The sequence below is a fragment of the Lentibacillus halodurans genome, from assembly GCF_900112045.1.
Lineage (GTDB): Bacteria > Bacillota > Bacilli > Bacillales > Amphibacillaceae > Lentibacillus > Lentibacillus halodurans.
Genome location: NZ_FOJW01000004.1, coordinates 61755 through 74024 on the forward strand (window position 1 = coordinate 61755; position 12270 = coordinate 74024).

Annotated in this window: 12 protein-coding genes; 8 read left to right on the plus strand and 4 right to left on the minus strand. The window is 44.4% G+C overall.

What is annotated here, in order from left to right:
* Positions 1 to 236 precede the first annotated feature (236 nt).
* Positions 237 to 1895 (plus strand): FAD-binding dehydrogenase, encoded by a 1659-nt coding sequence (locus BM195_RS06005; protein WP_090235144.1) that lies wholly within the window; start codon positions 237 to 239, stop codon positions 1893 to 1895.
* A 62-nt stretch (positions 1896 to 1957) separates the two neighbouring features.
* Here the strand turns inward: BM195_RS06005 and BM195_RS06010 are convergent, their stop codons facing one another.
* A complete protein-coding gene (locus tag BM195_RS06010; RefSeq protein ID WP_090235147.1) occupies positions 1958 to 2842 on the minus strand; it encodes a LysR family transcriptional regulator in 885 nt (294 codons plus the stop codon).
* A gap of 136 nt (positions 2843 to 2978) precedes the next feature.
* Between BM195_RS06010 and BM195_RS06015 the strand changes: the two genes are divergently transcribed.
* Entirely contained in the window at positions 2979 to 3995 is a 1017-nt protein-coding gene (locus BM195_RS06015; RefSeq protein ID WP_244535682.1) for a YeiH family protein, read from the plus strand.
* A gap of 115 nt (positions 3996 to 4110) precedes the next feature.
* Here the strand turns inward: BM195_RS06015 and BM195_RS06020 are convergent, their stop codons facing one another.
* On the minus strand, positions 4111 to 5688 hold the full coding sequence (locus tag BM195_RS06020) for a cation:proton antiporter (RefSeq protein WP_090235153.1): 1578 nt from the start codon (positions 5686 to 5688) through the stop codon (positions 4111 to 4113).
* Positions 5689 to 5858: 170 nt separating this feature from the next.
* On the opposite strand from BM195_RS06020, the gene BM195_RS06025 reads away from it, so the two are divergent.
* From BM195_RS06025 to BM195_RS06035, 4 genes are all read left to right on the plus strand, one after another.
* Positions 5859 to 6707: a DUF1028 domain-containing protein gene (locus tag BM195_RS06025; RefSeq protein WP_090235155.1), complete on the plus strand. Its 849-nt coding sequence runs from the start codon at positions 5859 to 5861 to the stop codon at positions 6705 to 6707.
* Positions 6708 to 6774: 67 nt separating this feature from the next.
* Positions 6775 to 6915: a hypothetical protein gene (locus tag BM195_RS18255; protein ID WP_170848165.1), complete on the plus strand. Its 141-nt coding sequence runs from the start codon at positions 6775 to 6777 to the stop codon at positions 6913 to 6915.
* A 225-nt stretch (positions 6916 to 7140) separates the two neighbouring features.
* The gene (locus tag BM195_RS06030) at positions 7141 to 7671 is read left to right on the plus strand and encodes a D-glycero-alpha-D-manno-heptose-1,7-bisphosphate 7-phosphatase (RefSeq protein WP_090235157.1); all 531 of its coding nucleotides are present in this window, start codon (positions 7141 to 7143) and stop codon (positions 7669 to 7671) included.
* Positions 7672 to 7743: 72 nt separating this feature from the next.
* The gene (locus tag BM195_RS06035; protein WP_090235159.1) at positions 7744 to 8493 is read left to right on the plus strand and encodes a hypothetical protein; all 750 of its coding nucleotides are present in this window, start codon (positions 7744 to 7746) and stop codon (positions 8491 to 8493) included.
* Positions 8494 to 8572: 79 nt separating this feature from the next.
* Here BM195_RS06035 and BM195_RS06040 read toward each other — a convergent pair whose 3' ends face one another.
* Entirely contained in the window at positions 8573 to 9580 is a 1008-nt protein-coding gene (locus BM195_RS06040; protein ID WP_090235160.1) for a DUF3231 family protein, read from the minus strand.
* A 134-nt stretch (positions 9581 to 9714) separates the two neighbouring features.
* Here BM195_RS06040 and BM195_RS06045 point away from each other — a divergent pair, with 134 nt between their 5' ends.
* Positions 9715 to 9918: a CDGSH iron-sulfur domain-containing protein gene (locus tag BM195_RS06045; RefSeq protein WP_170848166.1), complete on the plus strand. Its 204-nt coding sequence runs from the start codon at positions 9715 to 9717 to the stop codon at positions 9916 to 9918.
* A gap of 285 nt (positions 9919 to 10203) precedes the next feature.
* Positions 10204 to 10851: an SDR family oxidoreductase gene (locus tag BM195_RS06050; RefSeq protein WP_090235162.1), complete on the plus strand. Its 648-nt coding sequence runs from the start codon at positions 10204 to 10206 to the stop codon at positions 10849 to 10851.
* A gap of 343 nt (positions 10852 to 11194) precedes the next feature.
* On the opposite strand, the gene BM195_RS06055 is transcribed toward BM195_RS06050, so the two are convergent.
* A complete protein-coding gene (locus tag BM195_RS06055; protein WP_090235168.1) occupies positions 11195 to 12235 on the minus strand; it encodes a C45 family autoproteolytic acyltransferase/hydrolase in 1041 nt (346 codons plus the stop codon).
* Between the last annotated feature and the right edge of the window lie 35 nt (positions 12236 to 12270).

The following is a 12270-nucleotide window of genomic DNA, read 5'->3' on the forward strand; positions in this document are numbered from 1 at the left end:
GTTTGAATCAGGCGGTAGCTGATTCTATAACTGGTATCTTCAGGAATGAACCCCTGCTCTGGTGAACAGTTCTGGCAGGTTTTTTGTATTGGATATATCAATTTAGTCAAATACTGGTGTTGCGGCGGATTTGTCCGGGGACGAGACCTTTCTCCACTATGGGACAACCTACATTGACTTTTTGAAAAATTTTAAATAATGTTAGAGTTAACCCTATACATAGAAAGGGAGATAACATGACAAATCATGATGTAATCGTGGTTGGAGCCGGACTGGCTGGGTTGGTCGCAACGAAAGAGCTGGCGGATGCGGGTAAAAAAATACTGCTGCTTGATCAGGAACCTGAGGCCTCACTTGGCGGGCAGGCCTGGTGGTCATTCGGCGGTTTGTTTTTGGTCGATTCACCGGAACAGCGCCGGATGGGCGTGAAAGACTCGCAAGAATTGGCTTGGCAGGACTGGCTGGGGACAGCAGCGTTTGATCGGGAAAATGATGAAGATTACTGGGCACGAAAATGGGCAGAGGCGTATGTTGACTTTGCAGCTGGTGAAAAACGGGAGTGGCTCCGTCAGATGGGCGTAAAGTTTTTCCCGGTAGTCGGCTGGGCAGAGCGTGGGGGCTATGATGCAGCGGGACATGGCAACTCGGTGCCGCGCTTTCATATTACCTGGGGAACTGGCCCCGGACTTGTCAAACCATTTGAACAACGTGTGCGGAAGCATATGACAAACAAAACTGTCGACTATTTGCCGCGGCATCGTGTTGATGAACTATTGCTGGATAGAGGCGCAATTACCGGTGTACAGGGATCAGTCCTTGCACCAAGTTCAGTCGAACGAGGGGAGCCAAGTTCCAGAGAAGTCGTTGATACGTTTGAGTATCACGCACAAGCCGTTATGGTGACCAGCGGTGGCATTGGTGCCAATTTTGAGTTAATCCGGAGAAATTGGCCGAGCCGTCTGGGGTCGCCACCTGATCATATGATTTCCGGCGTTCCGGCACATGTTGATGGACAGATGCTTTCGATTACTGAACAAGCAGGCGGACGGATTGTCAACCGTGATCGGATGTGGCACTATACCGAGGGAATCAAAAATTGGCATCCGGTTTGGGCAAAACACGGCATACGGATTCTTCCCGGGCCGTCTTCACTGTGGTTCGATGCAGAAGGAAATCGGCTGCCAGCACCTAATTTTCCCGGTTTCGATACGCTTGGAACGCTTGAAGTAATCCAAAAGACGGGATACAGTTATTCATGGTTCATCCTGACACAGCGTATTATTGAGCGGGAATTTGCATTGTCGGGATCTGAACAAAACCCTGATTTAACTGAACAGGACGTCAAAAAGCTGTTAAGCAGAGTTCTGCCAGGTGCCCCCGATCAGGTTGAAGCGTTTAAGGCATACGGCGAGGATTTCGTGATTGCTGAGAACATTGAGAACTTGGTCGTCGGCATGAATAAGCTGACTGGTAAGAGGCTTTTGGATATTGACCATGTCAAACGCCAGGTACAGGCACGTGACCGGGAAATGGATAATAAATTCACGAAGGACCTGCAAATTACGGCCATTAGGGGGGCTCGTACATATCTTGGTGATAAGCTAATCCGGGTTGCAGCTCCGCATAAACTGCTCGACCGGAAAAATGGGCCGCTAATCGCAGTCAAATTGCATATTTTAAGCCGCAAAACTTTAGGTGGCCTGCAGACGGATTTGTCTGGCAGGGTGCTGAATGAACAAGGAGATTCGATCCCTGGTCTCTATGCTGCAGGTGAAGTGTCCGGTTTTGGCGGTGGCGGCTTGCATGGCTACCGAGCATTGGAAGGGACGTTTCTTGGTGGCTGCCTGTTTTCCGGTCGGCAAGCAGGACGTGCGCTTGCGGAGGAATTGGATTAAACATAGAGCTGTAAAAGTTGACTGACCACCCTGATGTAAAGGGTGGTTACTTTTGTACCATATCATATGCCCCATTCATTGACTATTTCCATAAATGTTTCCACATTCCTTTTCTTGGCCATAATAGGGGAACAGACATAAGAAAATCGCCGTTTAAATGAATGTCCTTTGATCGGAATCATCGCAAGGTCGTTATGTTTCATATTTCGTTCTACTACACTTTTTGATAAAAGGGACAGCCCCAGTCCGTGGATCACCGACTCTTTTACCCCCTGATTGCTGCTGATTGTAATCATCGACTTAACCTGAAGTCCGTTCGAGCGGATGACATGATCCAGATATTTTCGTGTACCAGAGCCTTCCTCCCGGGCAATCCATGTTTCGTGATGGAGATCGGTTATGTCTGCTTCATGCTTTCTGGCAAGCGGATGATCAGAAGGGGCCACAACAAACAGTTCATCCTCCATAAAAGGCTGAATCAGCAGCCCCGGATCATTGGACTGTCCTTCAATCAGACCAATATCGACGTTTAGCCGTCTTACCGACTGAACGATTTCTGCCGTATTGCCAATTTCCAGATCAAGGCCAAGATCGGGGAAATTTTCGCGTATCTTCATGAATAAAGAAGGCACAATATACTCACCAATTGTAAAACTGGCACCAACTTGGATCGCCCCTTTTACCGCATGATGATGTTCAAGGATGTCCTGCCGTGTCTGTTCATACATCGCAAGAATCTGTTTAGCACGGTCGTACAACATGTCCCCGGTTGGCGTGATTGTCAGCTTTTTCGGGTTTCGAACGAATAAAGCCGTCTGAAATTCTTCCTCAAGGTTTTTGACATGCAAGCTGACACTAGGCTGGGAGATTCGCAATTTCTTTGCCGCTTTCGTGAAGTTTTGTTTATCCGCAACCGTAACGAACGTCTTCAGTGCATCATAGTACATCCTTATCCCCGCCTAATGATTATAAATATTAATGACAATAATTATATATATGTATTTTACTAATCATAAAGTCACCGATAAAGTAAAAAGAGAGCATTTTTTATGGGAACAGTAAGTAAAAAGGATGTGTGCACCAATGAAACAGCTATTAACAAAATCCCCATCCATTTTATTTCTCAAGGGAATCATAATGACACTTGTCATTGCCCTGATCGCTCACTTTTTATCCCAATTTCCGTTTTTATCGATTATGGGTCAGCTTGTGATAGCCATATTGATTGGTATTGCCTGGCGGGCAGCAATCGGTGTTCGTGCAAATGTTATGCCAGGCGTGACGTTTTCGAGTAAAAAATTGCTGCGGCTTGGTATTATTCTGCTTGGGATGCGGCTGAATCTGGTGGAAATATACGAAGCCGGCTGGAGTGCGTTTACAATTGCTGCGCTTAATCTGACTTTTGCACTGGTCACTGTCTATCTGATTTCTAGCTGGATGGGCGTTGACAAAAAGCTGGGAATGCTTACAGCGAGCGGTACAGCTATATGCGGTGCGGCTGCCATTGTTGCGATTGCCCCGCAATTGAAGGCGAAAGACGACGAAACAGCTGTCGGGGTCGCAACAATTGCCGTACTTGGCACATTGTTCACCCTCGTCTATACATTTTTATTTTCGGTTTTTGACATGTCGCAGGATGGATTTGGTGTTTTTGCTGGTGGAACGCTGCATGAAATCGCTCATGTCGTCGCGGCAGCTGCAGCAGGAGGAGATGAAGCCGTTGACATCGCTGTTATTGTTAAGTTAACGCGTGTGGCACTGCTTGTTCCAGTTGCACTGATCATTGGTTATCTGTTCCAAAGAAGTGATAAGCATTCAGACCGGAGCAAATTTTCCTTGTCAACAATACCATGGTTTATTTTTGGATTCCTGGCTGTAAGTGGCATTCATTCACTGGGGATGATTCCGGAACAGGTGGCAGACCAGGTTGTCAATGCCGCTTACTTGCTGCTTGCGATGGCAATGGCAGGGCTGGGGTTGACAGTTGATATTGGCACTTTCCGGCGTCTTGGAATCAAATCATTTACGGCAGGTCTTATCGGATCGGTGCTGCTCGCAGTCTTTGGATTTGCAGTAGTATCAGTATTTGGGTTATTTTAATATCTGCAGGTATCCGACGAAGTATCAGGTGGCAATCAATTCACGACACTGAAAATGAATCTTCGCACAAAATCTTTGGCATTCGTTATAAGCTCAGGTGAATGCCAAGTTTTTTCTAATGGTCACTTTCCAATTCTGCCAGTTTATCCATAATTTGTTCGTTCACTTGCTCAGCAACCTCACTGGAAATGATATCTTCCTTGACAAGAATCTCAACCGCTTCATGCTGCGCGTACAGCGAATGCCGTTGGATGGTGTTTTGCTGTTTTTCCTTTAAACCTGGATTCTCCTGTAAAGTCTGTTCAATTTTTGCTTGGATGGTCTTAAGGTTTTGCTGATAATTCGCTGCAATTTCATTTGTTACAGTATCTGAAATTCGAAAATTATCCTTGATCCTTGTTATTTCCTGCATAGCATTTTCATACCGGTACGCTTGTGCCAGCAATACCTCATACGCTTCAAAGCCACTGTCTTGTTTATTGACACCAAGCCAGTCAAGCAACGGCTTGATCGTTAGCCCCTGACAGACAAGTGAGAATAATACTGCACTGAAAGCAAAAATCAGGACTTCCTCGCGCCCTTCAAAATCTCTCGGCAGACTGAGCACGAGTGCAATGGATAAAGATCCTTTCAGACCGCCCCAGTTCAGAATATGCTTCCAAGAAGCCGGCATATTTCCGGTAAATAACGTGCTGATATAAACAGCGGTACTTCTGGCCACAAGCACAATCAAAATGGCCATAAAAATAAGTCCCCATCTGTCAGACACATCTATCCGGGTAATCTCCAGCCCGACCATTAAAAAGACGAGCGAATTGGCAAGCAGTGTTGCGACATCCCAAAAATTGCTGATATTGAGTTTCGTTGTCGGACTCATGCCGGTTTTGGACCCGTAATTCCCTAGCGTCAGTGCTGAAACAACAACAGCAATGACACCGGATGCACCAATATTCTCGGCCAGTAAAAAAGTACCGTAAAACAGAATGATGCTAAAAATAATTTCAAGCGGATAATCATCAAAATACCTTGTTACCCGTGAAGCAATATACCCAGTGGCTCCCCCGATCATCAGCCCCAGTGCGACTACTTTAACAAATTCCCATAAACCCAGACCAGCCCCTTCTATCCCAAGTCCAGCATAAGTAAGCAATGAAAAAGCAGATATATTAAAAAGGACAACAGCGAGTCCATCATTAAACAGACTTTCTCCTTCAATCACAGTGGAAAGCCGTTTGTTGACGCCAAGAGCTTTAAAAATGGACAAAACACTAACAGGATCTGTAGCACTCATGACGGCTGCAAATACAAATGCAGCTGGAATGGATAATTGCAAAAGCCACAAGGAGGAAAAGCCAATCACGATGAATGACAGAAAGGTCCCCCCGAAAGCCAATAAAAGAATGGGCTTTTTGTTATCAAACAGTTGTGAGAATGGCAGTTTTAATGCAGCTTCCCCTAGCAGTGCAGGCAAAAACAGCGTAATCACAGCAAAATTAAAAACTTCTCCTTCTGTTATAAAATCTTTCAACGGCTCAAGGACTGGGACATTCACTAGACCAATGATGGCACCGACAATGACAAGCGCAATCGGATAGGGCCGATCAAATTTTTTGGCAATTGCTGTAATGCCGGCAGCAATCATGACCAATATAAGAATGAGTGAAAAAATATGATGTAAATCCAATTCCTCCATGAATAGGCTCCTTCATCGATTGTTGGCACATCCTTCATTTTTCCCAATTACAGCAAATGAATGCTCATTAGAAAAAATATATCCAATGCCCATTATCTATACTTTTAAAAAGGATGCAGGCGTTATTTGTCGAAGTTATTAGGAGGGAAAAATAAAAGGAGAGGACATAAATGACATTTTCGATCGCAGGTTTTGATCCGCAAACAAGAGAACTTGGTGTTGCCGTGCAATCAAAATTTATCGGAGTTGGTTCTGTGGTGCCATGGGCTAAGGCGGGAGTTGGAGCAATTGCTACACAAGCCTTTGCAAACCCTACATATGGACCTGACGGGCTGCATCTATTGGAACAAGGAAAAACGGCACAGGAAACAATTGACGCATTAATTTCAAAAGATGAGGGAAAGGCAGATCGCCAAGCAGGGATTGTTGATGTAAATGGCAATGCTGCCACTTTTACCGGCGACAGATGCTATGATTGGGCTGGCGGTCAGACAGGAAAGCATTATGCTGCTCAGGGGAACATATTGGTAAGTCAAGAAACAGTTGAGGCTATGGGGGATACGTTTGAACAATCCGACGGCTCCCTGGCAGAGCGATTACTTAAAGCCCTGGATGCTGGTCAGGCAGCAGGCGGAGATAGGCGAGGGAAACAAGCTGCTGCTATTTATGTCGTGAAAGAAAAAGGTGGCTATTTAGGGACAAATAACCGCTACGTCGATTTACGGGTTGACGATCACTCGAATCCAATCAAAGAATTGATTAGAATCTATTATCTTCATCAGCTTTATTTTGGGATAACCAAGCCGGAAAACATTTTGGATGTCAAAGGAACGGTACGGGAAGAAATTATAACGCATTTGTATAGACTCGGGTTCTTGGGCAAAAAAAATGTAGAGGACCAAACACTTTATGAGCAGCTTACATCATTCATTCACACAGAAAATTTCGAGAGACGTGAATTAGAGAAGGGGAAAATCGATCAAGCAGTACTTGATTTTATGAAAAGTAAAGAGCAGTAAAGATAAGGACGAATAAGGAAAGCCCTTGTTCCAAATGATAACGTTGATGGAAAGGGGTGCAGTTAAGATGCCGAATAAGAACAACCAATTCAAGGAAAATAAAAACCATGGTGAGCATCGAAACGGGCGCAAAAGCCAATATAAAAACAACAGTACGCATGGCGGCGGACGGCCGGATGAATATATAAGCCAAAAGGACGATTCGTGAACGGGTTATTTTCAGGAGTCGCTGACATGTCTACGTTCGCTATCGTGTGTACCATCGTTAAAGTATTGATCAAACCGCTGTAAATGAGGGAAATTCGCTGTCGTTGACGACCGGATTCCCACAAAAGCAGAAAACCATGAATAAGCGGTGTGATATAGCAGGTCACACTGCTTTTTACACTTTAAGGTTAAGGTGCATCTGTTTTACCAATGAAGGAGTGCTGGCATGAACAAAGGGATGTTTCTCGATCGTGATGGTGTCATCAACGAAGTACTCAGTCACCGGGTCAAATTCGTTAACAGGCCCAGTGATTTTCACCTGTTGAATGGTGTCGGGGAAGCGATTAAACTATTCAACAACATGGGCTTTAACGTTTTTGTGGTGACGAATCAGGGCGGGATCGGCCTCAGGTTTATGCGGGAAGAGGCTCTGGCAGACATACATAACAAAATGAAAGCTGATTTGGCGGCGTTCGGTGCAGTCATTGATGATATTGCTTATTGCCCGCACAAACCGCATGTTGATTGTCCTTGCCGCAAGCCGAAGCCGCAAATGATTCTGGATCTCGCCGAAAAACATAACGTTGATCTTGATCAAAGCTACATGGCTGGTGACCGGGAGCCGGATATAGCTGCAGGAAAAAAAGCAGGTACAAAAACAGTTCTTATCGGAGGCCGTGAGCAGGATAAGGTTGATGCGGATATGGATTTTCCCGATCTGTTCTCATTTGCGGATTGGTTAAAAAAACGGTCATAACTTTTCATGGTTTTATCCTTTCTGGTCATACTAAAACATGTCGTCAATTAAAGTACAGGAAGGATGAGAACTATGATGAAAGGTTTGCTGACTACATTAGCCTTATCACTGATGTTTACGTTGAGTCTCCCTTCAGCATCTGCCTTTTATAAAGGATTTGCAGAGGATTTGCAAAGTGAAAGACAAACAAAGGAGGCCAAAAAAGATACTTATCAACAAATTTTCCTGGAGCTTGAGGCAAAGGAATTAGGTATTGAAACAGAAGGTAAGGACAAGGAGCAATTACACAAAGAGGTAGCTGGGAGCAAAATTAAACAAGCAGCAAAAGAAAACGGAATTGAAACAGAAGGCAAAGATGTTAAAGAACTTGCTAAAGAAGTTCACCATGCTGAGGTGAAGGAAAAGGCGGAAGAACTGGACATTGAACAAAAAGGAAAAGATCCTCAGATGCTGGCGGAAGAAGTCTATGAAGCGATGCTAAAGCAAAAAGCGGAAGAACTCGGGATCGATTCAACGGGAAAAAATGCAGAAAAACTGAAACAGGCAGTTATGGAAAAGTCGATAAAAAATGAAGCAGATACACTAGGCATCACGACAGAGGCAAAGGACTTAAGAGAACTGCGAAAAGCCATTCATGAAAAGAAAATCTTCCAAACATCCGATGCTTTAGGGATGGATACCAAAGACAAGGATACTGATACACTTTTCGATGAAATCATGACACAACATGCCGAAGAAGCAAAGGAACAGAAGTTGTACCCGTTTGAAGATAAGCAGCTTAAATTCTTTAAGGGTCACCATATGAAGATGAAGAAAAAATAAAGCAGATCCCCGATTATTGCATCGGGGATTTTATTTTACATGCAATGGACTTGTAAGCCCACATTGAATGAAGTTTCATCTATTTATTCGCCAGTTCATCCCGGTCACTTGCACGGGGCGGTTCCTCCATCCAGCCATGATCAATGAGCAGGTTCGCACCATCTTCTGAATATTTCAGGATTTCATGGATAATCCGGTCATAATGCAGGGTTAAATCACGTCTGACACTCGTCGAAATACTTGTCCCGTAATACCCGATACTCAGGCCAATCAGCGATGTCACAATATACAGCATCAGCTTGTCTGAAAAAGGAGGCACGTTGGATTTGGTTGCAAATGAGCCGGACGTCATCGGAACAGGCAAATCATCTTCACTTAAAATGGATCCGAATATTTCATTATGTTTGTCAGCGATTTCCTTCCCTCTTACAAAAAATTTCCCAATCTTTTTGTTCTGGGTAACTTGACTGAAACCCACTAATGTTGCACTTCCTAACGCATTACGCTGGAAATTGGCAAACAGGTTGGTGATTTCCAATGACAGCAGCGGCCTCCTTTCACCAAACCAGCCCGTGAGAAAGGATTGTTTTTGGACAAAGTCAGCTTTCTCAGGATAAGGAATAAAAGGTGAGCGGACAAAAAGCCCTTTAGAAAGTAAAATTTGTTTTGCCATCGTGTTCAATTCTCCTGCTTCTGTCAGGCACCCGGAAAAGTAAGTGTCAATATCTGATCTTACAGCCAGCGACTTTGCAACACTATAAGCATTAAGGGATATTTCAGACATCTGATACATGAAATGCAGCAAGTATTGGTCGGAAAAGAGTCTTGGTGCTTCGATGTTTAATTCCTTATTTTCTGAAAAACCGACTGGTATCGGGTAATTTTCCTCGTTAAAGATATCTGTCAGTTTTTCGATATGTGTCTGGGACAAATGTAAAGCGCGCTCTAAAAGGGCACTTATATCCGGGTCTTCAACTATATTCAAAAAATATTTCAAGATACAGATAGATGCCGTGTCATTTTGATAGGATGTCCATATTTGCGACAGTTCAGCAGACGTCAATTTTATATTGGATTCATTTGTCATTAATCGATTCCTCCAGAAAAGTATCTTTGTTTTCTATTGTTTATCCCAAAGTATAAAATATTCGTTGTAAAAAGGGTTTGGCGGTTCCAATGTTGAATATACTATTAGAAATATCCGTGTCAGGGGGAATAATCATGAGTGAAAAAGCACAAATCAAGGTCAATGATAATGGGCCTTATCGTGTGAAAGGCAATGTGGAAATGGTGGACGCAGACGGGAATGTATTTGAAACAAGAAAAACGTTTTCGCTATGCCGCTGCGGCCAATCGTCCAATAAGCCATTTTGTGACGGAACCCACCGAAAAGTCGATTTTGAAAGCGAGCCGCGTGCTGAATGATTGCGTCTAACAGATACCCCAATGGTATGATGAAGAAAGAAACATTCCAATGCTTTCAAACAGCATAGTTGTCATTATAAAGCCAGTTTGGAATAATATTCGTATGTGATAAAGTGAAACTTCATCAAGTGGGGCGCCCTTTTCCCCACCGATGGATTAGGTTACGAATCTCGGGATGTTAGCGTCCGTTGTCCCCCAACTAAATATAATTGTTTGCTTCGTATTTTTGGTGGGCGTCTTACGGACGTTTACACCGGACAAAACCATATTAAAGGAGTGGACTGTATGAAAGTATTGGTCGTCGGCGCAAATGGTCAGATTGGACAACATGTTGTTAAACAATTGCAAAGCAGTGATGAACATACAGTAAGAGCAATGGTCCGGAAAGAAGAACAGGCGGAAGAACTGAAGAAAAAAGGCATTGATGCGGTCATCGCAAATCTGGAAGGTAATAAAAAGTCAATCGTTAAAGCAGCAAAAGGATGTGAAGCGGTAGTTTTCACGGCGGGATCAGGCGGCAAAACTGGTCCCGATAAGACGCTGCTGGTTGACCTTGATGGGGCCGTTAAAACAATCGAAGCGGCAGAGGAAGCAGGTGTAGACCGCTATGTGATGGTAAGTGCCCTGCAGGCCAACAATCGTGAAAATTGGAACGAAAAAATCAGGCATTATTATGTTGCGAAACATTATGCTGATAGAATGCTTCAGGCAAGCAACCTGAATTACACCATTGTACGCCCGGGCGGTCTTTTAAACGAGCCAGGTACAGGCAAGGTTAACATATCCGAAAATATGGAAGAACGGGGCGCTGTACCACGACAGGACGTAGCAAGCACAGTTGTAGCTGCTCTGCCAGAAGAAAACACGTATAAACGAGCTTTTGACCTGATTTCAGGCGATAAGACGATTGCCGAATCCCTGAAAAATCTGTAGTGCAAATATGACACCAAGAGCCTTGATGCTTTTGGTGTTTTTTCGTTTTTTATCGATCGCGGAGAATTGGAAAATGTGACGAGAGATGAGGCACATTGAAAAGAAAATGATCATTGTTTGTGAATCCCGTACTTGATGATAAGTCGCGAGAACTCAAACTCGCGCGCCGTTCATCATGTTGCGCGACAACACGCCAAACCCGCACGAGGGCAACCCTTAAACAGGTGGGCATCTCGTATTCCAAAGCTAGAAGCGGGCATAAAATCCCAAAAATTTTTTGTACCATGCCACCTTTTTGGGCTAAGTTTCGATTGTAGTTATAGAGTCCTTTCTTTTTTGGCAGTTATTCCATATTCGCCAGGCCAAGATGGGTATCGAGTTCACCATAAATCGGTTCTGCTGTGATTTTCTCACCCTTAAGCCAGCTGCTAAAATCAAATTCGACCGGTTCCTGGTCGCCGCCCAGGGCAAACCATGCTTTCAAGCTCTTTGGAAAATAGGCGGTCGTATGAATCGTGCCTGCCCAGCTTTTATACAACTTGGAAAATACGCCTTTATCCGTATCGTTCAGCAGGCGGAAAGCATCATGAGCATTGACTGAATGGGAGTTTTTTTCTTTGATTCGGTCCATCCGTCTATAGGAATCATCCAAATGATGACGGTTTTCATGCTGCAAGATTTCAAAATGATTCGTGCAGATATTTGATTTGCGCGTTTCAACTGAACGTGGTGATGCTTCAATCACATATGTATCTTCGTTCCGGTCTAACACAACATAACTAAACGATCCGCGATGGGGGATTTCTTTCAGTAGCATGATGGCATCGTGAACGGTTGCACACGTTTCCAGAATCATCCGGCCGATCATGTAGCAGACAAAGCCATCACCAGGTTTCCGCCGCTGCATGAAGTTATAGCCCATGACCAGTCCTTTTTCGTTCATGCCATCCATACGTCCGGTAATCCGCGATGCAGGCCCGATGATGGCATAGCCCTGATCGGTCGGCTGAAAAAAGCTGTATCGCCCGTCATAAGTCAGCGGGTGATAGTCATAATTGCGGACCATGAAATCCGATCCTGTCAAAATCGAGCAGCCGCTTGGTTTGGCATTTACCCGGTAGTGTCCGAAATCGCGCAGCACATCATTCATCGGCATATTGAGTGCGTCACGCAGACCCAGGAGCTCATCCCAAATGCCCGGGGCAAATCGTATAAAGGCGTTTTTGGCATCCTGTTCATCAATTTCGAAACGCGGCTTTCGAACACGCCAATTAGCCTGACGATTTCGGAGGACAGGTGAATCTTGAATGAACAGCCCCTGGGCACATCCAAAGTCATAGTGGCTGCCGCGGAATTGGGTTATATCGGTATGTACGGTTGTCATGATGATCATCCTTTTTTTAAACTACCTCTATTTTA

Excerpts from the sequence above, each read along its gene's own strand:
- BM195_RS06005 (WP_090235144.1), top strand. The coding sequence starts at position 237 with ATGACAAATCATGATGTAATCGTGGTTGGAGCCGGACTGGCTGGGTTG.
- BM195_RS06010 (WP_090235147.1), bottom strand. The coding sequence starts at position 2,842 with ATGTACTATGATGCACTGAAGACGTTCGTTACGGTTGCGGATAAACAA.
- BM195_RS06015 (WP_244535682.1), top strand. The coding sequence starts at position 2,979 with ATGAAACAGCTATTAACAAAATCCCCATCCATTTTATTTCTCAAGGGA.
- BM195_RS06020 (WP_090235153.1), bottom strand. The coding sequence starts at position 5,688 with ATGGAGGAATTGGATTTACATCATATTTTTTCACTCATTCTTATATTG.
- BM195_RS06025 (WP_090235155.1), top strand. The coding sequence starts at position 5,859 with ATGACATTTTCGATCGCAGGTTTTGATCCGCAAACAAGAGAACTTGGT.
- BM195_RS18255 (WP_170848165.1), top strand. The coding sequence starts at position 6,775 with ATGCCGAATAAGAACAACCAATTCAAGGAAAATAAAAACCATGGTGAG.
- BM195_RS06030 (WP_090235157.1), top strand. The coding sequence starts at position 7,141 with ATGAACAAAGGGATGTTTCTCGATCGTGATGGTGTCATCAACGAAGTA.
- BM195_RS06035 (WP_090235159.1), top strand. The coding sequence starts at position 7,744 with ATGATGAAAGGTTTGCTGACTACATTAGCCTTATCACTGATGTTTACG.
- BM195_RS06040 (WP_090235160.1), bottom strand. The coding sequence starts at position 9,580 with ATGACAAATGAATCCAATATAAAATTGACGTCTGCTGAACTGTCGCAA.
- BM195_RS06045 (WP_170848166.1), top strand. The coding sequence starts at position 9,715 with ATGAGTGAAAAAGCACAAATCAAGGTCAATGATAATGGGCCTTATCGT.
- BM195_RS06050 (WP_090235162.1), top strand. The coding sequence starts at position 10,204 with ATGAAAGTATTGGTCGTCGGCGCAAATGGTCAGATTGGACAACATGTT.
- BM195_RS06055 (WP_090235168.1), bottom strand. The coding sequence starts at position 12,235 with ATGACAACCGTACATACCGATATAACCCAATTCCGCGGCAGCCACTAT.